The organism is Amycolatopsis albidoflavus, from assembly GCF_039525725.1.
GTDB classification, from domain to species: domain Bacteria; phylum Actinomycetota; class Actinomycetes; order Mycobacteriales; family Pseudonocardiaceae; genus Amycolatopsis; species Amycolatopsis albidoflava.
In genome coordinates this window covers 122,495-143,727 of the sequence record NZ_BAAAHV010000011.1, presented here as the reverse complement: position 1 = coordinate 143,727, position 21,233 = coordinate 122,495, and the positions used below count along the sequence as shown (strand labels likewise).

19 protein-coding genes are annotated in these 21,233 nt (G+C 72.6%); 2 read left to right on the top strand and 17 right to left on the bottom strand.

Annotated features, from left to right (window positions below; genetic code table 11):
• Positions 1-86: 86 nt before the first annotated feature.
• From ABD156_RS15315 to ABD156_RS15300, 4 genes are all read right to left on the bottom strand, one after another.
• Positions 87-1,712: a carboxylesterase/lipase family protein gene (locus tag ABD156_RS15315; RefSeq protein ID WP_344272721.1), complete on the bottom strand. Its 1,626-nt coding sequence runs from the start codon at positions 1,710-1,712 to the stop codon at positions 87-89.
• An 899-nt stretch (positions 1,713-2,611) separates the two neighbouring features.
• Entirely contained in the window at positions 2,612-3,010 is a 399-nt protein-coding gene (locus ABD156_RS15310; RefSeq protein WP_344272717.1) for a hypothetical protein, read from the bottom strand.
• A 264-nt stretch (positions 3,011-3,274) separates the two neighbouring features.
• The gene (locus tag ABD156_RS15305) at positions 3,275-4,030 is read right to left on the bottom strand and encodes a GAF and ANTAR domain-containing protein (protein ID WP_344272711.1); all 756 of its coding nucleotides are present in this window, start codon (positions 4,028-4,030) and stop codon (positions 3,275-3,277) included.
• 70 nt (positions 4,031-4,100) lie between these two features.
• On the bottom strand, positions 4,101-4,850 hold the full coding sequence (locus ABD156_RS15300) for a GAF and ANTAR domain-containing protein (RefSeq protein WP_344272708.1): 750 nt from the start codon (positions 4,848-4,850) through the stop codon (positions 4,101-4,103).
• Between the two features lie 391 nt (positions 4,851-5,241).
• Here ABD156_RS15300 and ABD156_RS15295 point away from each other — a divergent pair, with 391 nt between their 5' ends.
• Positions 5,242-5,556: a dsRBD fold-containing protein gene (locus ABD156_RS15295; protein ID WP_344272705.1), complete on the top strand. Its 315-nt coding sequence runs from the start codon at positions 5,242-5,244 to the stop codon at positions 5,554-5,556.
• A 188-nt stretch (positions 5,557-5,744) separates the two neighbouring features.
• On the opposite strand, the gene ABD156_RS15290 is transcribed toward ABD156_RS15295, so the two are convergent.
• The gene (locus tag ABD156_RS15290; protein WP_344272702.1) at positions 5,745-7,463 is read right to left on the bottom strand and encodes a sensor histidine kinase; all 1,719 of its coding nucleotides are present in this window, start codon (positions 7,461-7,463) and stop codon (positions 5,745-5,747) included.
• Between the two features lie 135 nt (positions 7,464-7,598).
• Between ABD156_RS15290 and ABD156_RS15285 the strand changes: the two genes are divergently transcribed.
• Positions 7,599-8,579, top strand: a complete 981-nt coding sequence (locus tag ABD156_RS15285; protein ID WP_344272699.1) for an Acg family FMN-binding oxidoreductase — start codon at positions 7,599-7,601, stop codon at positions 8,577-8,579.
• A gap of 166 nt (positions 8,580-8,745) precedes the next feature.
• Here the strand turns inward: ABD156_RS15285 and ABD156_RS15280 are convergent, their stop codons facing one another.
• The 12 genes from ABD156_RS15280 to ABD156_RS15225 form a co-directional block, all read right to left on the bottom strand.
• Positions 8,746-9,396 carry a response regulator gene (locus ABD156_RS15280; protein ID WP_344272696.1) on the bottom strand — a complete coding sequence of 217 codons (651 nt, stop codon included), beginning with the start codon at positions 9,394-9,396 and terminating at the stop codon, positions 8,746-8,748.
• 64 nt (positions 9,397-9,460) lie between these two features.
• Complete coding sequence (locus ABD156_RS15275; RefSeq protein ID WP_344272693.1) at positions 9,461-11,176, bottom strand: sensor histidine kinase; 1,716 nt, start codon at positions 11,174-11,176, stop codon at positions 9,461-9,463.
• A 433-nt stretch (positions 11,177-11,609) separates the two neighbouring features.
• The gene (locus tag ABD156_RS15270) at positions 11,610-12,494 is read right to left on the bottom strand and encodes a universal stress protein (RefSeq protein ID WP_344272690.1); all 885 of its coding nucleotides are present in this window, start codon (positions 12,492-12,494) and stop codon (positions 11,610-11,612) included.
• Positions 12,491-13,102 (bottom strand): CBS domain-containing protein, encoded by a 612-nt coding sequence (locus ABD156_RS15265; protein ID WP_344272687.1) that lies wholly within the window; start codon positions 13,100-13,102, stop codon positions 12,491-12,493. The genes ABD156_RS15270 and ABD156_RS15265 overlap by 4 nt, the downstream gene beginning before the upstream one ends.
• 70 nt (positions 13,103-13,172) lie before the next feature.
• Entirely contained in the window at positions 13,173-13,463 is a 291-nt protein-coding gene (locus tag ABD156_RS15260) for a DUF1918 domain-containing protein (protein ID WP_344272684.1), read from the bottom strand.
• Positions 13,464-13,714: 251 nt separating this feature from the next.
• Entirely contained in the window at positions 13,715-14,521 is an 807-nt protein-coding gene (locus ABD156_RS15255; protein WP_344272681.1) for a universal stress protein, read from the bottom strand.
• Between the two features lie 607 nt (positions 14,522-15,128).
• Positions 15,129-15,797, bottom strand: a complete 669-nt coding sequence (locus ABD156_RS15250) for a CBS domain-containing protein (protein WP_344272678.1) — start codon at positions 15,795-15,797, stop codon at positions 15,129-15,131.
• A 10-nt stretch (positions 15,798-15,807) separates the two neighbouring features.
• A complete protein-coding gene (locus ABD156_RS15245; protein ID WP_344272675.1) occupies positions 15,808-16,296 on the bottom strand; it encodes a universal stress protein in 489 nt (162 codons plus the stop codon).
• Between the two features lie 266 nt (positions 16,297-16,562).
• The gene (locus ABD156_RS15240) at positions 16,563-16,964 is read right to left on the bottom strand and encodes an Hsp20/alpha crystallin family protein (RefSeq protein ID WP_344272672.1); all 402 of its coding nucleotides are present in this window, start codon (positions 16,962-16,964) and stop codon (positions 16,563-16,565) included.
• A 158-nt stretch (positions 16,965-17,122) separates the two neighbouring features.
• The gene (locus ABD156_RS15235; RefSeq protein WP_344272669.1) at positions 17,123-17,935 is read right to left on the bottom strand and encodes a universal stress protein; all 813 of its coding nucleotides are present in this window, start codon (positions 17,933-17,935) and stop codon (positions 17,123-17,125) included.
• A 754-nt stretch (positions 17,936-18,689) separates the two neighbouring features.
• Complete coding sequence (locus tag ABD156_RS15230; RefSeq protein WP_344272667.1) at positions 18,690-19,646, bottom strand: IclR family transcriptional regulator; 957 nt, start codon at positions 19,644-19,646, stop codon at positions 18,690-18,692.
• 845 nt (positions 19,647-20,491) lie between these two features.
• Positions 20,492-21,214, bottom strand: a complete 723-nt coding sequence (locus ABD156_RS15225; RefSeq protein ID WP_344272664.1) for an HAD family hydrolase — start codon at positions 21,212-21,214, stop codon at positions 20,492-20,494.
• Between the last annotated feature and the right edge of the window lie 19 nt (positions 21,215-21,233).

The window sequence follows — 21,233 nt, the reverse complement described above, 5'->3', positions numbered from 1 at the left end:
GCGATCCCGCGTGGTGGGCGGGTTGGGGGTCGAGGGTTGGGAGGGTCGGGGGGTGGGGAGCAGGTAGGTGTGCGGGGTTGGGTGGGTTAGTGGGGTTGGGTGAAGGGGGATAGTGGGTTCCAAAGGCCGTTGCAGCGGTGTTGCTTCGGGATTTCTGTTGTTGGCTGGCTGTCTCCTGCTGCGTTGAGGGACATCACGACCGGGTTGTTCTCAGTGAAGGGGTCCCATTTCGGAGTGCCGTCCACGGTGGGGTTGCCGGTGCGGGCGAAGCCGGTCCATTGGGCCAGCAGTTGGTCGGAGAGCACCTTTTGGTTGGGGGTCAGCTTCATGCCCGGCGGCGGGGTCAGCAGCATTCCCTCGGCTACGTGGTACGCGCCGTTCGGCTTGGTGGGGTCCAGGAAGAACGCGGGCGGCACGTCGGTGTCGTCCATTTCGTAGGCGAAAACCGGGATGTGCCGCGACATCCGCTCGTCGTTCAGCACCGCGGGGCAGACCGAGTTGGAGTCGGCCACGATGGTCCGGAAGGCGAGGAACGGGGCCGGGTTCGGGAATCGTTTCAGCGGATAGAGTTCGCTGACCTCCTTGGCGTGCTCGCCGTACTGCTGCGCCACCAGTTTGCGGTAGTCCTCCGGGGTCGCGGCGGACGGCAGCTGGACCTCGTCGCGGGCCACGCCGTGCATCAGCGCCACCTTGTTGACCCGGCCCTTCGCGAACGCCTCCCCCGGCGACAGCGTCAGCGTCGTCCCGTTCACGATCGGCGCGATCGTGCCGCTGTCCGGCTTCATCCCGTTGCCCGCCTGCTTCAGCAGAGCCGCCACCGGCAGCTTGCGCAGGCACGCACCGGCGTCGGCCTCGCAGCCGAGCGCTTTCGCGAACCGCGCCCCGGCCTGCTGGGCCTGCTCCTCGTCGGGCAGATCAGCCTTGCAGTCCTGCGGCTGCCACTGGATGTCCGTGCCCAGCAACGAGTTGTACTCGCCGTTCTGGCTGATGCCGCGCTGGAACAACCCCGCCGCGGTCGGCGAGACGGTGTGGTCGCAGACGCTCGACCCGCCCGCGGAAGCACCGTAAATCGTGACGTTGTGCGGATCCCCGCCGAACTTGGCGATGTTGCGCTGCACCCAGCGCAGCGCGGCCTGCTGGTCCTGCAGCCCGTAATCGCCCGCGTGCTCGCCGTACGCCGCGTGCGCCAGGAACCCGAAAATCCCGAGCCGGTAGTTGACCTCGACGCTGATCACGTGCCCCTCGGTCACGAGCCGGCTCGCGTTCTGCGCCTGCAGCAACAAGAATCCGCCGCCGTGCAGTTGCACCATCACCGGAAGCTTCCCGTGCCCGGGGTTGGCGGGCACCCGGACGTTGAGGTTCAGGCAGTCCTCGGTCTCCGAACCCGGGCCGAGGCCGGCCGGCTGCGGACACGCGTTGCCCGGCGCGGTCGCCTCGAACGGCTTGGTCCACTTCGCCGGCCGCTGCGGCGGAGCCCAGCGCAGGTTGCCCACCGGCGGCGCGCCGAACCGGATTCCTTCCCACGACCGGACGTCCTTGCCCGCGATCCCGCACACCGGGCCGTCGTCGGTCGGCACCGTCGTGTTCGGCGAGCACGCCGGCGGCGGCGCGGCCTCGGCACGCCCGCCCGCCACGGACGCCGAACCGGCCAGCGACGACGCCGCCAGGGCGACCGCCGCCAGCGCGACGCCTGCCTTCCCGTCAAGTCTCATCCGTCCTCCTTCGCTCCTGCCTGGCCGGGAGAACGCGGCGGCGGACGCGGGACACGACGAGCGGCATCCACGCACCGAACAGGCGGCCTGCCGGCATGGGCTCGACCTCACCGGCGGCCGTTTCCCGGCCGCCGTCGCGAGAACGCCCGCGGACCGCTCGTTCCCGCCGCACTCCAGTCTGGGCGGCGCGGGAAAAGGCACAACCTCCGTTCGGTCGCGCGGGAACTGTCAAATTCCCGGGCAGAATGGTCTTTGTCAGGGATAAGGGATACAGAATGGCCGCCGAACCGCGTCCCGTCACCCGCTCGAGAGTTCGATCGGCGAATGCGGTTAATCCGCGGGGCGCGGAGGGCGAAATCCGCGGGAATATGCGCGCGACGCCGGAACACGACCGGCTTTTTGTCCGATTCGGGTCTCCCGCCCTTCGAGAGGCCCTCCGAATCGGGTCCTCCGGCCCTGCCCGCCGGGACCGGCGCGTACCTACCTTGGGCAGCACCTCGAAGACAAGTCCCGGCAAACCGAGGTGTGGCGTGTGCGCTCGGCTCGAATGGCGTCTGGTCTGCAGCTGCGTGTTCCTTTTGTGCGCGCTCGGCCCGGCATTGCCGATACGGCTGTTCGCCTGGGCACTGGCCCTCGCGACCGGCGCGGTCCTGGTGTGCGCGATCCGTCCGGGAAGCGTTTTCCGCAAACCCGAACTGCGGAGAAAACTGCTCACCGCCGCCGCGGCCGGAATGCTCGGAATGCTCCTCGGCTGGCTGGTGCACGCGGGCGGGCTCGTGGCGTCGGCCGCCGGTCTCCTGATCGTCGTGCTGCTGATCAGTTGGACTGCCCGATTCGCCGGGCACGGCTCAGCGTCCGCGCGGACACTGCGAGCGGCGAACGCGCGGATCAGGCCTCGGTCAGCAGGATTGCCCGCCCGGCAAACTGCGCAGCGGACGATCGGCGGCGGCGTTCCATTGCAGCGCCGCGTTCAGTTGCCGGTCGGACAGCCGGGCCTGGCGGGCGAGTTCGGGCAGCGACGCCTGCCGCGCGGACCGGCTCGCCTGGCACAGCAGCCCGAACCACCACTGCTCGTCGACCCAGTCGCGCCGGGCCTTCTCGACTAGCTGGTCCATGTGCTCGTCGCCGCAGGCGTAGACGAGCCGCTGGCCGTGGCCGGCGAAATCGGCGGGATCGACGCGCGAGGAATCGGGGACGAGCGCGGTCTGCAGCTTCCCGGGCGGGATCTGCTCGCCGCAGCGCTCGCACGTTTTCCTGCGCCGGGTACGGAAAACTGCTTCGGGGGACGAAAGCGACATCAGGCACTCCGGACTATCGGCACGGGTTCCATGTCGCAGATGTCAGAAAGCCAGGGGCCAGGGCACGCGGCATCTGCACTCGCCCAGGCAGGGTCCCCGTCGGCACCCTCCCGGGAAACCCACAGTAACGGCGGCTCGCGGGCCTTGCCAAGACGTCCGTCCGGGCTGTCCGCACCCCGCCGCGCCACCGGACCGGTGCACGGAGAGAGGCCGTTACGGTCATTCCGGGTGGTTTCCCGTGCGCGGCGGGTGACGACCGGAAGCTCAGTCCTCGCCGAGAACCTGTTCCGGCGGAAGTTCGCCGCGCACGACCGCCTCGGCCACCTCGCTCAGCCGTTCGTTGTGCGCGCGGCTGTAGGCGCGGAGCCGGTCGAACGCCGCGTCCATCTCCACCCCGCCGGCATGCGCCAGCACGCCCTTCGCCTGCTCGATGACCACGCGGCTGTTCAGCGCGTGCTGCAACTGCTCGGTGAGCAGTTCCCCGCGCCGGATCGCGCGCTCCTGCAGGATACCGATCGTCGCGATGTCCGCCAGCGCCCTGGCCACGCCGAGCGACGACCCGGCCAGCGGGCTGGGGCCGCGCCCGAACAGGTTCAGCGTGCCGATCACCTGCCTGCGCAGCCGCAACGGCAGCGCCTGCACGGACTGGAAGCCCGCCGCGGACGCCTGCCGCGCGAATCGCGGCCACCTCGCCGCCTCCGCCGAGAGGTCCTCGACGCGCACCGATTCGCCGCCGCGGTAGGCGTCCAGGCACGGCCCTTGCTCGGTCTGCAGCTGCAGCAGCTCCAGCATCCGGGTGCCCTCGTCCGACGACGCGGCCACCTCGAGGCCGCCGCGCTGGTCGGCGAGCAGCAGCCCGGCGGCCGAGGCCCCGAGCAGCGAGACGCAGTATTTCGCGAGCCGGTGCAGCATGTCCGCCACGTCGTATTCGTCGACCAACGTGTCGGCCATGTCCACGAACGCGCGCAGCAGTTCGTTCTCGCTGGACGACGTGACCGCGCCCGCGAACCCGTCGCTCATCGGTCTCTCTCCCTCCCATGGGCGGGATTCTCGCGCTCAGCTCGCGCGGAACCCCGCCGGCGGACAGCTTTCATTCCTCGATCTCCCTCGGGTGCAGCCGCCGCGCGACGAGGTCTCGCGCGACGTCGTCCAGCAGCCTCCCCCGGGCATACGCGTACGCCCGCAGCCGGGCAAGTGCCTGTTCCGCGGGAATGGCGAACTCCGCGAGCACGATCCCAGTGGCCTGGTGCACCACCGCCCGGTCCCGGACCATCGCGCCGACCGCGCCGCCCTGGGTTTCCCAGGCCGCGCCCGCGGCGGCCACTGCCAGCAACGCGCTGGTCACCAGGTCCGTCCCGCGCAGGATCGTCGCCAGTTCCTCCTCGGAGAGGCATCCGAGGGCCCGCCGGTACGTGTCCATCGCACCGAGCTTCACCGCGCCGCGCCGCAGCGGAAACGCGAATATGCCTCCGATTCCGGCCAGCGCGGCTTCGGCGCCGAACACCGGCCACGACTCGGGGAGGCTCCGGGACAGATCCGGAACCAGCACCGGCCGTCCGGTCGCGAACGCTTCGAAGGACGGGCCCTCGCCCAGGCTGAACTGGAGCGTGTCCAGATGCTCGACCACCTGGTCGCTGGCCAGCACGAGCACGCGCTGGCTGCCCTCGACGATCAGCGAAACGGCGGCCCCGTCCACCGGCATCAGTTCCGCCACCGCCCCGCACACCTCGGCCAGCGGCGCGGTGACGTCGCGGCCTTCGCGCAGCGCGGCGAGCAAATTCGACAGCATGGGCGACACCGCCTCCGCGAAATCCCCGACTCCCGGCACGGCCTGGTTCACCGCCTTCCCCGATTCCGGAACCAGCCGGGTTCCGCGGCGGAGCCGGACGGCTTTCCCACCCTACTCCCGGCCCGACTTTCCGCCGAAGCGGCCTCCGCCCCGGAAGAGTCCGCAATGGACAGTCGGGCTTCCCGGGACTGGATGATCCACAGTGGACATTCGGGCTGCGCGATCCGGCGTGCGAGAACGGCCCGCGGCCGCGGACGTCCGCCGGGGCGGCGGTGACCTCCGGCCCTATCCGGGCCCGCGCCTGGCGCCGCACGATCGGCCCCGGCGTCCGAGGAGGGGACACGGCTGATCCCCCGCGGCGGAATGCGAAGGCGTGCAGAGGACTTCCGGCCCTTTCGTTCCCCGGCGGGGCCTGCGACGGTGAACCCGGAACGGAGCTGACATGACCGAGACCCCGCAGCAGTGGACACTCGCCATCGCGTTCGACCGGACCGTGCACTACACCCGCGCCCGGGCGGTGCTGCGAACCGCCGACGGGGACGAGTTCGCCGGCGTGGGCCTCGCGCACAGCGCGGCCGAGGGACGCGGGCTCACCCACGTGGCCGGATATCTCGCCGCCGGACGGGCTTTGTGCGACCTCTCCCAGGAACTGCTGGAGGCGGTCGTCATCGACGTGGACGCCGAACTGAACCAGCTCAGCGCCGCGATCCCGGCCAGCCGGTCCGCCGGACACCGGCCGGACGCGCTCCCCGCCTGAACTGCCCGCGGATTGCCGAGCCCGCGGGCGAACCCGGCCGCGCGCGCTGGACGCCGCAAGCAGACTGCCGTCACCCAGGTCAGCGCAACGGCCCCCGCCGTCCGGGCGCGTTTCGAGCCCGAACCTCCGGCGGATTCCCCCGCCCGCCGGGCAAACTCCTCCGCACCTGCCGGATACCGTCCTCCGGGTCAGCGCAACGGCGCCGACCAGTCCAGCCGCACCCCGCCGCCCGGACGCGCTTCGAGCGCGAACTCCCCTCCCGCCGACTCCGCGCGCTCCCGCAGGTTCCCCAGCCCGCTCGGCGCGACGCCCTCCGGAAGCCCTTTCCCGTCGTCGGTCACCGAAATCCGCACCACCTCGTCCCGGACCGCGACCGAAACCGACAGCGCCGACGCGTCCGCGTGCCGGACCGCGTTGCTCACCGCCTCGCGCACGACCGCTTCCACGTGCTCGGCGAGCTGGGCGGGCACCGCGTCGAGCGGGCCGGCCATGCTGACCGCCGGGTGCAGCGGCGCGTCGTCGGTGAGTTCCGCGATCGCGTCGTGCAGCCGGTTCCGGAGCCGGATCTCGCCGGCCGCGCCGCCGTGCAGGTCGAAGATCGCGGTGCGGATCTCGCGCACGATCTCGTGCATCTGGTCGATGCTCTCCTGCAGCCGCCGCTGCAGCTCCGGCGTTTTCGTCCGGCGCTGCGTGCTCTGCATCGCGAGCCCGACCGCGAACAGCCGCTGGATCACGTGGTCGTGCAGGTCCCGGGCGATCCGGTCGCGGTCCGACAGCACGTCCCGCTCCCGCGCCGCCCGCTGCTGCGCCGCGAGTTGCAACGCCAGCGCGGCCTGGTCGGCGAACGACGCGAGCACCGGCAGCTGCGCCGTCTCGAACAGCGCGGATCCCGGATCCCGCAACGCGATCAGCACTCCGGAGGTGTGGTCGCCCGCGCGCAGCGGCACCACCAGCGCCGGGCCCCGGCCGCGGTCGCGCAGCAGCGCCAGCTCGGCCATCCGGCGCGGCGTCCGGTCCCGGAACACCGCGCCCGGCACCGTCCCGGCGACCGGTATCCGCAGCCCGGTCAGGTTTTCGCCGCCGCCCGCGCACACGGTGACGGTCAGCTCGGCCGGAACGGAGTCCCCGTCCTCGTCGACGTCGAGCCTGCCCGTGCCCGGCAGCGCGAGCATCGTGACGTCCGAACCGGTCAGTTCCAGCGCGCGGCCGGCGATCAGCTCCAGCGCGTCCACCGGGTCCGTGCCGCCGAGCAGTTCCGTGGTCACCTCGCTGGTCGCGCCGAGCCAGCGCTGCCGCAGCCGGGTCTGCTCGTAGAGGTGCGCGTTCTCGATCGCGATCCCGGCCGCCGCGGCCAGCGCCCGCACGATCACCTCGTCGTCGTCGGTGAACTCCGCCCCGTCTTTCTTCTCGGTGAGGTAGAGATTGCCGAACACCTCGTCGCGCACGCGGACCGGGACGCCGAGGAACGAGTGCATCGGCGGATGGTTCGCCGGGAAGCCGACCGACGCGGGATGCGCGGAGATCTCCGTCAGCCGCAACGGTTTGGCGTCGTCGATCACGAGCCCGAGCAGGCCGTGGCCTTCCGGGAGGTGCCCGATCCGCGCCCGCGTCTCGGCGTCGATGCCCAGGTACACGAACTCGGCCAGCGCGCCGTCGTCGCCGAGCACGCCCAGCGCGCCGTAGTGGGCCTCGCCGAGTTCCACCGCGGCCCGCACGATCCGGCGCAGCGTCGCGTCCAGTTCGAGCCCCGACGCGACGGCCAGCACGGCTTCGAGCAGGCCGTCCATTTTGTCCCGGGTGCCGATCAGGAGTTCGATGCGTTCCTGCAGGTCGCGCAGCGTCTCCCGCAGCCGCAGCTGCGACAGGGTTCCGGACAGCTTAGGGCTGCCCTCTCCGGTTTCCGGCATCGGACCTGCTCTCGGCGCTCGGCGTCCTCAGACAGATGACTTTCGCCCCTGTGCGCCCCCGCCCGGCGGACGCATGCTGAAGCGGAGAACCACGCACGACACAGTGTCCCGCGTTTCGCGGTCTCGGGGAGAAGGATGACCCTTCAGGTGGCGCCGTCCGGCCTGCTCAGCGCCGACCAGGTGGTGTCGGTGCTGCGCTGCGCCACGCTCGCCCCGTCCACGCACAACACCCAGCCCTGGCTGTTCAGCGTCGGCCCGGCGGGCATCGAGGTGCACGCGGACGCCGACCGCACGCTGCCCGTCGCCGACCCGGACCGGCGCGAGCTGCTGCTGTCCTGCGGTGCGGCGCTGTTCAACCTGCGCACCGCGATCCACGCGACCGGCGTCCACCCGGCCACCAGCTACTTCCCCCGGCGCGGCGATCCCGACCTGCTCGCCCTCGTGCGCCCGCGGGCCGCCGCCGCGACCGACCGCAAGCTCGCCTCCCTGGCCGAGGCCATCCCGCTGCGGCACACCAACCGCACGCCGTTCACCGTCAAACCGGTCCCCGGCGGGGCGCTGGGCGCGCTGCGGCACGCCGCGGAGGTCGAACACGCCTGGCTGCCGCGGCTCGACGCCGACCAGCTCGCCGGGCTCAAGGAGCTGATCCGCGAAAGCCACCGGCTCCAGACGCAGGACCCGGCGTTCCGGTCCGAATGGCAGCGCTGGACCGGCCGCGGACGCAACCGGCGCGACGGCGTGCCGTACGCCGCCGGAGGGGCCGTCACCGCAGACGACACCTGGGTCCTGCGCGATTACGGCGGCGGTTCGCGCGCCCCGGGCGCGGCCCCGCTGGTCGTGGTGGTCGGCACGTTCGCCGACCTGGCGATCGACCGGCTCCGCGCGGGACAGGCCATGCAGCGCGTCCTGCTCACCGCGACCGCCCGCGGAATCGACGCCTCGTTCATCTCCCAGCCGGTCGAAGTGCCCTCGATCCGCGCCCGGCTCCGCGATCTGCTCGGCGGCGGGCTCTGGCCGCAGATCGTGCTCCGCCTCGGCTACGGCGCCCCGGTGCCCCGGACGCCGCGCCGCGCGCTGGAGGACGTGCTCGTGACTCCGTCCCCGCTCAGCGTCTGACCGTCCGGCCGACGCGGAGGGCTGGGCAGTGCTGTCGGCTGGGAGTTCTCCGAACCAGCGATTGACTCCGGCCGCTGGCCCCGCCTCGACCACGACGTCTCCCCTGTCGCGCGAACACCCCGCCGCACACCGAAAAACTCTCGCGTTCTCCCTCGCCGCTCAACGGCTAACCCGGCCGATGCGGACGGCCGCGCAGTTCCGTCGCGAGCACCGCCGCCTGCGTGCGCCGTTCCATGCCCAGCTTCGTCAGCAGCCGCGACACGTAGTTTTTCACCGTTTTCTCCGCCAGGAACATCCGCTCGGAGATCTGCCGGTTCGTCAGACCCTCGCCGATCAGCGCCAGCAGCGTGCGTTCCTGCTCGGACAGCTGCGACAACGGCCCCCGCTGTTTTTCCGCGCTGTCGCGCAGTTTCGCCATCAGCGCGGCCGCCGCGTGTGCGTCCAGCAGCGACTTCCCCGCCCCGACATCCCGGACCGCCGAGATCAGGTCGATGCCCTTGATGTCCTTGATCACGTACCCGGCGGCGCCGGCGAGCACCGCGTCGAGCATCGCCTGTTCGTCGGTGTAGGAGGTGAGCATCAGGCATTTCAGGTCCGGCGAATGCGTCCGCAGCTCGCGGGCCAGTTCGATGCCGTTGCCGTCGGGCAGGCGCACGTCGAGCACCGCGACGTCCGGGCGCAGCGCCGGAATCCGCGCCAGCGCCTGCGAAACGTCGCCGGCCTGGCCGACCACGGCGATCTCCGGGTCCTCCTCCAGCAGGTCGGCGACCCCGCGCCGGACCACCTCGTGATCGTCCACCAGGAATACCCGCAGCATCGGTCCTTCTCCCACCTTGGGTTCGTGCGTCGAGAGTACGGCGCTCCGGCGCTTCCGGAAGTCGTCAATCCCCCGGCGGCGGCGGGGTTTTCACCGGCACGGACCAGCTCAGCCGGGAACCGCCTGCCACGGTCAGCGTCCCGCCGCGGCGGCTCGCCTGTTCGGCGAGCGCGGCCAGCCCGGGCGCGGCGGCCACCGCCAGGTCGCCCGCGCCCTCGTACCGGACGGTCACCGTCGTCCGCTCCGCTTCCGCCTGGATCTCGACCTCCACCGATTCGGCCGACGTGTGCCGGGAGACCAGCCGCAGCGCGTCGGCGAGCAGCGGCACCACGACGTCCGAGGGAACCGGATCGAGCTTCCCGGTCAGCTGCGTGGACACCGCCAGCCCCAGCTCCTCGCGCGCCTGCGCGAGCACCCGCAGCACCTGGTCGCGGATCGGCTCCGGTCCGGGCGGAAGGACGTCGTCCAGCCGGAAAACGGTCTGCTGCACGTGATTGATCACGTCGTCGAGGTCGGCGATCGTCGCGCGCAGCCGGGCCGCGACCACCGCCGATTTGGCGAGCCCGGCCGTGGTCTGCAGCGACAATCCGGTGGAGTAGAGCCGGTTCAGGATCTCGCTGTGCAGCCGCGCCGCGATCCGGTCGCGTTCGTCGTGCAGCGCGGCGTCCTCGCGCTCGGCCCGCGCCTGCGCCAGTTCGAGCGCCACCGCCGCCTGGTCGGCGAACCAGGCGGCGATCTCCAGGTCGTCGGAGGTGAACGCCGGGCGGCCGGCCAGCCGGGAGACGGTCAGCACCCCGGCCACCTTCCCGTTCCCGGCGAGCGGCACCAGCATCACCGAATCGAGGTTCAGGCTCAGCACGGAGGGCACCGACAGCCGCGACAGCTCGTCCGGCCACGAACCGATTCTCGGCTCGCCGCTGGCGAAAACCGTGCCGGCCACAGTGGACTCGGTGAGCAATTCCCGGCCAGCCAGCTGCTCCGCGCCCGCCCCGACCGCGCGTTCGACGAAGAGGTAGCCCTCCCGCTCCGCCGGGCGGGTCACCGAAACCAGGTCCGCGGACGCGAGCGCCCGCGCGTAGTCCACGACGCGGCCCAGCGGATCGCCGAGGTCCGCCGACAGCAGTTCCCGGGTGACCGCCGCGGACGCGCGCAGCCACTCCTGCTGGTTCCGCGCGGTCTCGTACAGCCGGGCGTTCTCGATCGCGCTGCCCGCCGCCGCGGCGAGCGCGAGCGCCAGCTGTTCGTCCTCCTCGCTGAACCGGCCGTGCCGCGCCTCGGCGAGATAGAGGTCGCCGAAAACCTCGCCGCGCACCCGCACCGGGACGCCGAGGAAGCTCGTCATCGGCGGATGTCCCTCGGGGAACCCGGTCGAGCGGGGATCGTCCTGCAACCGGTCCAGCCGTACCGGACGCGGGTCCTCGACGACCGCGCCGAGCAGGCCCTTGCCTTCGGGCAGCCTGCCGATCCGCGCGACCGCCTCGGCGTCCATCCCGGTGTGCACGAATTCGGACAGCCGCCCGTCCGGCCCGATCACCCCCAGCGCCGCGTACCGGGCCCCGACCAGTTCGCACGCCGCCTCCACGAGCCGGCGCAGCAGCGCGGGCAGCGCGAGGCTGCCGGTGATGGACTGGGTCGCGCGCAGCAGCCCGCGGAGCCTGCCCTGGGTGCTGATGACCTCCTGGGCGCGCTCCACCAGCTCGCCGAGGAGCTGGTCCAGTTCCATCCTCGGCTGATCGGGGAACGTCAGCCTCGCTTGTTCGGGTGTGTCCCGCTGGTTCACCCCGGCTCCCGCCCGTCCGGCGCTGCCGTCCGGTCCGCGCGGCGCCACTGGAATTCAGTCTTGCGGCTCGCGCGAGCGGCCGTCAAGCGCGCGAAAAGGGGCCGGCGGCGATTTTCGGCGCTGCACGGGAAAACGGGCGTGCCGGGTTCTCTCCCGGCCGGGAAATCACGCCGGGAACTGTCGCGGCCGCACCCGGTCCGGCCGCCGCGATTGCCTTGGCCGAGCGGCGGAAGCGGGCGCTTCCGGCGGTGCGCGGCAAGGCCGAACGGAGTGGTTGCCCTGCCCCGGATCCGCGCCGCGAACGGCGGCGGAATGGTTCTTCCGGCGGAAATCCCGATCTTCGGACCGGTCCGGCGGAATTGCCGTTGCGCCGTCCGGGCATTCCCGCTGATGCCGCGATTGTTGTCATTTCGCCAGCTGTCGGCGCGGCCGGTCAGCGGCGTGCCTCCGGCCGGACCACGAGGACCGGGCACGAGGCGTGGTGGATCAGCGCCTGGCTGGTCGACCCCAGCTGCATCCCGGCGAACCCGCCGCGGCCGCGGCTGCCGACGACCATCAGCTGGGCCCGCTCGGACTCGTCGAGCAACACCTGGCGCGGCCGGTCGCGGACCAGCTTCCGGCGCACCTCGACGTCGGGGTACTTCTCCTGCCAGCCGTCGAGACGGTGCGCGAGCAGCCGTTCCTCGACCGGCTGGCGGCGGGTCTCCCGCTCGGGCACCGGACGCGCGGTGCGCTCGATCGCGTCGCACACGACGTCGGCCCAGGCGTGCACCGCGACCAGCGGGACCCCCCGGAAGCTGGCCTCCTCGAACGCCGCCGCGATCGCCGCCTCGCTGTTCGGGCTGGTGTCGACGCCGACCGCGACCGGCCCGTCGAGCGGAACCGGGCCGTCGCCGCGGCGGCCCCGGACCACCGCGACCGGGCAGCCGGCGTTGCTCACGACGGCCGCGGTCGCCGCGCCGGCCAGCATGCCGGTGAACCCGTCGGTCCCGGTGCGGCCGAGCACGACCATCCGGGCCTCCCGGGACCGGTCGATCAGCAGGGCGGGCGCGGAATCGGTGTAGACCTCGTTGCGGACGCGGAGCGCGTCGGCCGCCAGGTCCTCCCCCGCAGGCGCGAGGAGCCCGCCGTCGGCGGGCGCGTCCTCGAAAAGCGGTCCGGGCCCGGCGAATCCGGCGGGCACCGCGGTCTGCAGGCAGTGCACGAGCTCCAGCTCGAGGTCGCGGCCCGCGGCGAGCCGGGCGGCCCACCGGACCGCTTCGGCCGCGCCGTCCCATCCGCCGATCCCGACGAGCACCGTGCGGTTCCGGCCGGTCATCTTCCCGTCCCGTCGCCGGCCGGGTCCGCCGCCACCACGCCGGGCACCGCGAGCGCCAGCAGCTTCGCGACGTCGCGGTCGGCTTCCTCGTCGTAACGATCGGTGATGCGCACGATCCCTTCGTGCACCTCGACTTTCCAGCGCCCGGTCCCGCCGTAGACCTCGAGCCGGTGCCGCACGTCCGCGGCGATCGCGGTGTCGGCGCGGGCGAGCACGCGGACCACGTCGCCGCGCGTCACGATGCCGACCACCCGGGAGCCCTCGACGACGATGGGCATCGCCTGGCTCTTCGCGTCCACCAGCTCCCGGCAGACGTCGGCGAGGTCGGCTCCGGGCGGCATCCCGGCGGCGGGCGAGGTCATCACCGCGCCGACGGTCGTCTCGATCGCGCCCGGGTGGTACGGACGGCGCCGGGACGCCCGCGGCTGTCCCGGGGCCCGGTCGCGGCCCAGCTCGGCCTGGGTGACGATGCCGACGAGCCGCCCGTCGTCGTCCACCACCGGCAGCGCGGGGAAGCCGCGTTCGGCCAGCAGCTCGGCAGCCTCGTCGGCGGAAGTCCACGGACGCACCGTCTCCGCGGGCGAGGTCATCAGATCGCGTGCGCGCATCAGACCCGTCCTTTCCCTGGTACTGGCTCGAAACTAGGCGACCGGCCGGACCGGGCACGCCGGTCCGGAGTCACCGGCGCGAAGGACCAACGTCCTCAGTGCCGCGCCGGGGACGGTTCCCGGCGCGGCGGGAACGCGGGGCCGCTCCGCCGTTCGGCGCAGGGGCGTTCCGTTCGGCCTCGGTGAGCACGACGGCGTCCGGGCCGGGGTAGATCGTCGAGACGTAGCCGCCGAGGAACCAGCGGACCGTGAACGGCGGGCCGCCGTCCGGGGTCCCGACCGCGACGACGCGGCCGTGCCGGTCCGGGAACTCCGCCCGGCCGCTCTTCACCACCAGCCAGTCGCCGGGCTGTGCGCGCATCGCTCCTCCTCGGTTCCGGACGGACAGTTCCACCGCGACAACGCCTTCCGCGGCCAGCGCGAGCGCGGATCGTGACCCCGCCGCCGACTCCTTCAGGTTCCCGGCGCCGTCGCTCAGCAGCTCGCGCGGCCGGAGCCCGGCCGACCAGCTGGCCCGCCGGAACGCCGCGAGGCCGGTCGGCCAGCATGCGGACGCGATGCTCGCGAGGTCGAGTCATGATGTCCCGGGCGTGCAAGGCTTCCCCCGTTTGCTCACCGGAGCGTCCCGCGCACGACCGCGACCGGGCACGCCGCGTGCGCGAGCAGCCGGTTCCCGGTGGAGCCGAGCAGCCCGCCCGTGACCGGTCCCCGGCCGCGGCTGCCGATCACGACCAGCTGAGCGCCCTCGACCGCCAGCAGCGCGCGCCCCGGCGAACGTTCCCGCACCGCCCGGATCCGCACCGCGACCTCCGGGTACTTGTCCGCCCACGCGGTAGTGCACTCCCGCAGCGCGCGGTCCTCCTCGGCAGCCCGGCCCGGCCGGTCGGACCGCCAGGCATGCACCGCGATGAGCGGCACCTGCCTGTTCGCGGCGGCCTCGAAGGCGAATTCCCCGACGCGCTCGTCGGCGTCCACCCCGACCACGACCGCCCCGCCCGCCGCCGCGCGCCCGCGCACGACGACCACCGGGCAGTACGCGCAGGCCGCCGTCCGCAACGCGACCGAGCCGATCGCCGCCCCGCGCAGCCCGCCGAGCCCGTGCGAACCCAGCACCACCAGCGACACCGAGCGCGACCTTTCGACAAGCAGGTCGACGGCGAGCCCGGGCCGGGCGACCGGCTGAGTCGCCACCCCCGGCGCCGCCTCCTCGGCGACCTGAGCGGCGCGGCTCAGCCACCGGTGCGCGCGGGCGAACCGCTCGCGAGCCTCCTGGTCCGCGGCCGCGGTTCCGGCTTGGAACAGCTGAAGCAGACAGCCGCGGCGCACCGCTTCGACGGCCGCCCAGCGGACCGCCGCGAGCGAAGCCTCCGACTCGTCGACCCCGACCAGCACCGCGCCGCCGGGCTTCTTCCGGGACACCGCCGCCTCCCCTTCCCGCCGCCGGTTCCGGCAGTCGCGTCCACGGTGGCCCACCCGGGTGGACTCCGTCAGGGGCCGAAGTCCTTTCCCACAGGGACGAAAGCGCATCTCCGGCGGGGCGATGAGGGGTGGCCGGGTCTTTCGGCCGGGGCCGGACTCGGGGCTGCAGGTGCGGGCGGGACGGTGCCGAAGGTCCGCGGGGCCGCTCCACGGTGGACGGATTCCGGCGGCTGGGATGCGGGCCGCCGACTGCTCCGGCCGCATGGCGCGCTGCTGAGTTGCCGTACTTTCCAGCCGGGAACCGTGCCCAGCGGGCATCCGACGACCGGATCCGCATCGATCCACTGTGGACAGCTTCCGGCGGCGCCACGGCCTCACAACCGACGCAGAGGGCGACCGGCCCAGTGCCACAAGGCAGGCACCCGCCGACCGGGATCGATTCATTCCACCGTGGATGGACGTGAACGCGGATCGCCGCCGTGCCCGTCTTCCGGCCCTCGCTCCCCTGCCCGACCCGGCGGCCAAAGCGTCGCCCCGGCACGGGCAGCGGCCACCGTCCGAAAAGGACAGCGGCCGCTCTTCCCGCCGGGCGACGGGGAACCGGGAGTCACCCGGGCGCTCTGCCCGCGGCCGGTTCGTCGGACAGGACGATCCGGGCGTCCACTCCCACCCGCAAATGCTCCTTCACCGCCACCACGCCGTCCACGCGGCCGACCAGCGCCAGCATCACCGGGATCACCGGGACGACGCTGCGGCGCTCGACCGTGCCGGTGAGCGACACGACGCCGTCGCGCACCGCGATGTCCAATGACGCCGGGTCGAGGCACAGCTCCCGGTCCAGGACCTCGTCGCGCACCTCGTCGCGGATCTCGTCGTCCGGCCGCAGGAACAGCCGGCCGAGGTCGCCGCGCGTGACGATGCCGGCCAGGGCGCGGTCGCCGCCGAGCACGGGCAGGCGGTGCACCCGGCTGGCGTTCATCCGCCGGACCGCGCACACGACGTCGTCGTCCGCCCGGACGGTCACCGGCGGCGTCGACATCACCTCGGCCACCGCACCGGGCTTGCGCCGGACGAGGCGTCCGAAGCAGCGGGACTGCCGCCTCGACAGATCGCCGCGCGTGACGAAGCCGAGAACCCGGCCGTCCTCGCCGGCCACCGGCGCGCCGCCCACGCCCCGTCGCTCCAGCACGGCGACGGCGGCTTCGAGGCGCATCCCCGGCTCGACCGCGGCGACGTCGGCCGTCATCACCGCGCGGACCTGGCGGGTTCTCTTCATCTCGGGCTCCTCACAGCAAGGGGTCGGGGCGAGCGTCCGGCAGCGGCCCGCGTTCTTCGGCCGAGCGGGCCGGGACGATGACCACCGGGCAGTACGCCTGCCGCAGGCAGTACTCGGAAACCGAGCCGACGAGCAGGTGCAGCACCCGGCTGTGCCCGTGGCTGCCCAGCACGAGCATCGCCGCGCCCGCGGACGCGCGGACGAGCGCCGGACCGGGTGCGCCGTCGACGGCAGCGGTCCGCACCCGGGCCAGATCCGCGCCGGGGCACGCCCTGGCGACCGTCTCGTCCAGTTCATGCCGGTACCGGGACGCGATCTCTTCGTGCGAGCGGGAGACTGCCGATTCCAGGTCCGCGAGCAGGTCGAAGGTCCAGGCGCGCAGGACCGCGACCGCCCGGCCGCTCGCCGCCGCTTCGGCGAGCGCCCACCGCACCGCGGCGGCGCTGCCTGGCGAGCCGTCGGCGCCGACGACGATCTCGCGCTCGTCAGCGGCGGTCATGGTCCGCTCCTCACATCCGGCCAATCCACGCCGCCTGCCGAGCCGTCAACGCCAGCGGCTGTCACGAGCAACTCCTCACATCCGGCCGACCCGCACCGCCCGCCAAACCGTCAACGCCAGCGACGATCACGAGCAGCTCCTCACATCCGGCCGACCCGCACCGCCCGCCGAACCGTCAACGCCAGCGGCGATCACGAGCAGCTCCTCACGTCCGACCAGCCCGAAAGCGGCCGACCGTCCACAGTGGACCAAGCGCTGCCGCGGCCCTACTCGACCTCGATCTTGATCTGCTTCTCGTGCGCCTGCCCGGCCAGCGGCATGGAGATCTCGAGGATCCCGTCGGCGTAGCGTGCGGCCACCTCCGCCGTCACCGCCCCGGCGGGCAGGTGGACTGTGCGGCTGAATCTGCCGTAGGAGAATTCGCTGCGGCCGTCGAGGTGCTTGCGTTCCTCGCGGTCCGCCTCGACGGTCAGCATCCCGTCGTGCGTCGTCACGGAAATGTGCTTCTCCGGGTCGAACCCCGGCAGTTCGGCGCGGACGGTGTAGGTCCGGCCGTCGGTGGACTCCTCGATGCGCACCGGGTTGTGGTCGGCGAACGGCCACGGCCGGTCGAGCCAGGCGGCGATGTTCGGCAGCGCCATCCGGGAACCGGGCAACAGTGACGTCATTGCGCACTCCTCTCTCGGGAACGGTGTCGCCCCTTCAGGAAACCGCTTCCGCCCGCCGCCGCGACGCGGCCGGACTGCCCGAAGCCGAAGGCCGAAAGTCACCGAACTGGCAGGTTCCGCCCGGAAACCCCGGGCCGACCGTCCACTGAGGACTCAAGTCAGCGGGCCACCGCCACCGGGCACGCCGCGTGCGCCAGCAGCCAATACCCCGTCGAGCCGAGCAGCCCGCCGGCCACCGGGCCGCGCGCCCGCGCCCCCGCGACGATCAGCTGCGCACCAGCGGAAATCCCGGACAGCGCCCGCGCCGCCGAGCGCACCCGCACGACATGCACGCGCACCGGCACGACCGGATGCTTGCGAGACCACGCGGCCACCTGCTCGCGCAGTCCGGCTTCCCGGCCGGGGCGGCCGTCGTGCCACGCGTGCACCGCCTCGAGGCCGGCTCCGCGCGAAACAGCCGCGTCGAAGGCGAACGCGAGCGCGCGCTCGCCGCCGTCGGAGTCGTCGAGGCCGACCACCACCGGCCCGTCCGCCACCGCGCTGCCGCGGATCACCACCACTGGGCAGCGCGCGGACGCGGCCGCCCGCAGCGCCACCGACCCGATCGCCCCGCCGCGCGCCCCGCCGAGCCCGTGCGCGCCCAGCACGAGCAGCCCGGCTTCGTCAGACAGCGCGGCCAGCAGTTCGGCCGCGGTCCCGAGCCGCACGCACATCCGCACCGGAACCGCCGGCGCGGCCTGCCGGGCGGTTTCCGCCGCCTGCCGCAGCAACCGGCGGGCGGGTTCCATCAGGAGTTCGGCGTCGCCCGGCGGTTTCCCGTGCGGCAGCAGGTCCGGGTCGTCGCACAGCTCGGCGTGGAACACCACGAGCCCGGTGCCGCGCCGTCCGGCCTCGACCGCCGCCCAGCGGACCGCCGCGAGCGCGGCCGTGGACCCGTCGACCCCGGCGACCACCGGCCGGCTCACCGCCATCGCTCCTGGTTCTCCTCGCTCCCGCGCCGTTCTCCGGCTCGCCGGCAGAGCGCGGCACCGTGCTTGCCGCGTTCGGCGGGCCGGCCGCGGGCAGCCCCCGACGACGGGGCCCTCCGCTTCTCGTCCATCACATGCCTCCTCCGGCCGGTCACTGGTCGTCCAGCGGCCGACGCTAGGCCGCCGCGCCCCGGCCCCACTGCGGGCGGACGTCCGCGGCGCGAGAGTCTTTGGTCCCAGTGCGAAAGGCGCTGCGGCCCTTCGCACGCGTTCGGCGAGCGGGTTGTGGCTCCGCCCGCTGGCACGGCCTGCGCCGATCAGCGGACGGAACGCCGGAAACCGTTCCGGCACAACGAAATCTCCTCGCCCGCCCCGCCATCCAGCGGACACCTCACCGCCTCGCGCGACGGCACGGTCTGCGCCGACCAGCCGACGTCGCGACGAAAGCCTAGGCGCGGCAGCGCAATTCCGTCCCGCTCCCCCGCCCCGCGTCCAGCTGACATCCAGCCGAAAACCAGTCCGGCGCGAACACACCGTGCCGCCGCCGATCAGGACATCTCGCCGAAAGCCCCTGCTGTGCCGCACCACCCGCCGCGCCGGGGTTTTCGCGGCAGCGGGTGCGGCGTCGACGGCGCGCAGGGTTCCTTGCTACCGGCGGACCTGGCGCGGGGTACTGAGGTCCGTGAAGGGCCCCTTGAGGGAATCAGATTCCCTCAAGGGGCCCTTCACGGACATTGGCGGGGAGCCGGCGCCGCGGCTATTCCACCGGACGGCCGGGTTTCGCGCTCCGCCAGTCGGCCGCCACCGTTTCGCGGAGGATTCGCTGCGCCGCCATCCGGGTCGCCTGCAGCGACGAATGCGCTTCCCGCGAATTGAACACCCGGCGCGGGGCCGCCACGCTCAGCGCGGCCACCGCCGTCCCGGTCACGTTGAAGACCGGTACCGCCGCGGCGAGCAGCGCGCCGGGGACGCGCGGGTTGAACGACACCTCGCGCCGCCGGATCTCGCGCAGTTCCGTGCTCAGCCACGCCGGGAGCCCGCCGCCGTTCTCGTCCTCGCCGCGGTAGCCGGCGAACACCGCGAACCGCGCGGCAAGCCCGGGATCGAATGCCATCAGCACTCTTCCCGCCGCGCTCCCGGCCAGCTGCGAATCGTTTTCTATCCGTTCGGCGACCGAACAGTATCCGCTGCTGTAGATCAAATGCACGAAATCGACGATATTGCCGCTGGCCACGCCGAGGCCGACCAGATATCCGGTGCGCCAGTGGATATCGATCAGCGAAGGAAGAATGCCTCTTCGCAGGCGCTGCAGTTCCTGGGTCGAACCGGGTCTCGCGAGCCGGCAGACCGCTTCCCCGTGCCGGTAATGGTATCCGGCCCGCACGACCATTCCGTATCCCTGCATCTCGGCCAGCAGCCGGTGCACCGTGCTTTTCGGAAGACGGGTCGACCGCGAGATCTCGCTCAGCGTTTCGATCCCGCCGGAATCGCGAATGGCGCTCAATATCGAAAGCGCCCGGGGAATCGGCCTGCGCGGCACCACCTGCGTGCAAGCCCACCGAGTGTCTTCGTCGCTCATAGTCACGACCGCAACCTCCACCGAATCCACAAATTCCCTCGTGCGCGCGCCGTCCGGTCCGCCGGGAACCTCGCCCCGCACGCCCTCGGCACTGCCGCGCGACCGCTGCCCCGCGGTCTCGACGCCGTCTTCCACCCCCGGGCGGCACCGCGCCTCGCTGCCGCCCAGTCTCGTTCCGCCACCCGCTTCTTTCCTGATGCAGTCCTGTTCTCGCGCCGGACGCCTGCGCTTTTATGCTTGCTCAGGAGCGTGTCCGGCACAATCGCACGCACCCGTTCACTGAAACAGATCGCCCCAGTGGCGCAGCGCGTTGGCCTGCTCGCCTCGCCGTGCGATGAGTCCGCGCCCGGAAGCGGACACAACCAGTCACCCTGGGTAGCCGAAGAGTCATCGCACGCCGCAGTGCTCGCAGGCCGTGACAATTGCGCACTCCACTGCTTTTCGTCCGGCGGAGAACCTCGGCGGAACGTCCCCGAAATCCGGCGGGCAATTCGACCCGGGGCCGAGAATATTCCGGGCATTACCGCGTTTCCGCCGCGCGTCATCGGACGCCGGGCAGCGCCGCCGCCGCTTCGGCCCGACCCCCGCGGTCGGCGGGCGGATCCGGCTCCGAAGCGACGATCGACCACGCCGGCCACGGCGGCGGGGTTGGTGCCGCCCGTGCCGACAGCGGGAGAATCAGCTGGCGCCGTCTCCGGTCGCCGCCGCGCCTCCGCCGAAAGACCATACCAGCACCCAGTCGACGGCGAGCGACCAATCGAGGACGCAGAGCAATGTTCCGGCCCACGGGACAGAGCCTTGACTTTCCGGCGGCGAACCGCGAACCGCTGCCACGACGCCCACCGGAACCCGTGGCTCGATTTCCCCCGCTCGCTACGTTTTCCAGAGCAATAGCTTTGGAACACAACGCGATCCGCATACCAGAACGCGAATCCGCAGCGGGCGCACCAGCTTCCCGCCACCCGGGGCACCCGCGCCGGTCACGCCGCTTCCGCTCCGGCGACCACTCGTTCGCACACCCGCAGGATCGTCCGCCGGTCGGCTACGTGCCAGGGCAGCCCGGCGGAAAGCCGCCGCAGTTCCGCGTCCGGCTCGAAGGCCACTGCCTTGCCGACGCAGCGGAACATCTCCGCGTCCGAGGCGGAATTCCCGATCGCGAGGAAGTTCTCCGCGCCGAATCCGGCCGCTTCGGACAGGCAGCGCACGAACGCGAGTTTGCCGCCCGCCGCGCCGGGCGCCGACAGAAGACGCCCGGTGAACCTGCCGTCCGCGACCTCCACGACGGCGCCGTGCCCGCCGGACAGCCGCAGGTCGATCGCCGCCTCCTGCACCGGGAAATCGTGATTGCCCGACAGCAGATGGACGCGGTACCCGCTCGCCCGCAGCAGCGAAAGCAGTTCCGGGACAAAGGAAAACAGCTTGCCCCGGCTCGCCCGCCAGGTTTTCTCCGCGGCGAACCGGGCCCGCGGGACCGAAGCCCCTTTCATCGCGAGCGCGTACAGCCGGTAGATCTCGTCCATCAGCCCGGGCGGCGCTTTCTCCTCGGCGGCGAACCGGTCGATCGCCTCCAGGCAGGACAGCCCCGCTTGCCGGTCGCAGGTGCCGTCGTCGAGCAGAACCCGCAGATAATGCCGCGAGGTGTGCCCGGGAAGAAGAGTGCCGTCCAAGTCCAGAATGGCGTATTTCGCCGCGCAGCAGTTCATCAGTCACCCTGATCCGTCG

Coding starts and splice junctions, on each gene's coding strand:
- ABD156_RS15225 (WP_344272664.1), bottom strand. CDS start 21,214: ATGAACTGCTGCGCGGCGAAATACGCCATTCTGGACTTGGACGGCACT.
- ABD156_RS15270 (WP_344272690.1), bottom strand. CDS start 12,494: ATGACCGGCCGGAACCGCACGGTGCTCGTCGGGATCGGCGGATGGGAC.
- ABD156_RS15235 (WP_344272669.1), bottom strand. CDS start 17,935: ATGGCGGTGAGCCGGCCGGTGGTCGCCGGGGTCGACGGGTCCACGGCC.
- ABD156_RS15305 (WP_344272711.1), bottom strand. CDS start 4,030: ATGAGCGACGGGTTCGCGGGCGCGGTCACGTCGTCCAGCGAGAACGAA.
- ABD156_RS15295 (WP_344272705.1), top strand. CDS start 5,242: ATGACCGAGACCCCGCAGCAGTGGACACTCGCCATCGCGTTCGACCGG.
- ABD156_RS15250 (WP_344272678.1), bottom strand. CDS start 15,797: ATGAAGAGAACCCGCCAGGTCCGCGCGGTGATGACGGCCGACGTCGCC.
- ABD156_RS15285 (WP_344272699.1), top strand. CDS start 7,599: ATGACCCTTCAGGTGGCGCCGTCCGGCCTGCTCAGCGCCGACCAGGTG.
- ABD156_RS15290 (WP_344272702.1), bottom strand. CDS start 7,463: ATGCCGGAAACCGGAGAGGGCAGCCCTAAGCTGTCCGGAACCCTGTCG.
- ABD156_RS15280 (WP_344272696.1), bottom strand. CDS start 9,396: ATGCTGCGGGTATTCCTGGTGGACGATCACGAGGTGGTCCGGCGCGGG.
- ABD156_RS15240 (WP_344272672.1), bottom strand. CDS start 16,964: ATGACGTCACTGTTGCCCGGTTCCCGGATGGCGCTGCCGAACATCGCC.
- ABD156_RS15245 (WP_344272675.1), bottom strand. CDS start 16,296: ATGACCGCCGCTGACGAGCGCGAGATCGTCGTCGGCGCCGACGGCTCG.
- ABD156_RS15260 (WP_344272684.1), bottom strand. CDS start 13,463: ATGCGCGCACAGCCCGGCGACTGGCTGGTGGTGAAGAGCGGCCGGGCG.
- ABD156_RS15265 (WP_344272687.1), bottom strand. CDS start 13,102: ATGCGCGCACGCGATCTGATGACCTCGCCCGCGGAGACGGTGCGTCCG.
- ABD156_RS15310 (WP_344272717.1), bottom strand. CDS start 3,010: ATGTCGCTTTCGTCCCCCGAAGCAGTTTTCCGTACCCGGCGCAGGAAA.
- ABD156_RS15315 (WP_344272721.1), bottom strand. CDS start 1,712: ATGAGACTTGACGGGAAGGCAGGCGTCGCGCTGGCGGCGGTCGCCCTG.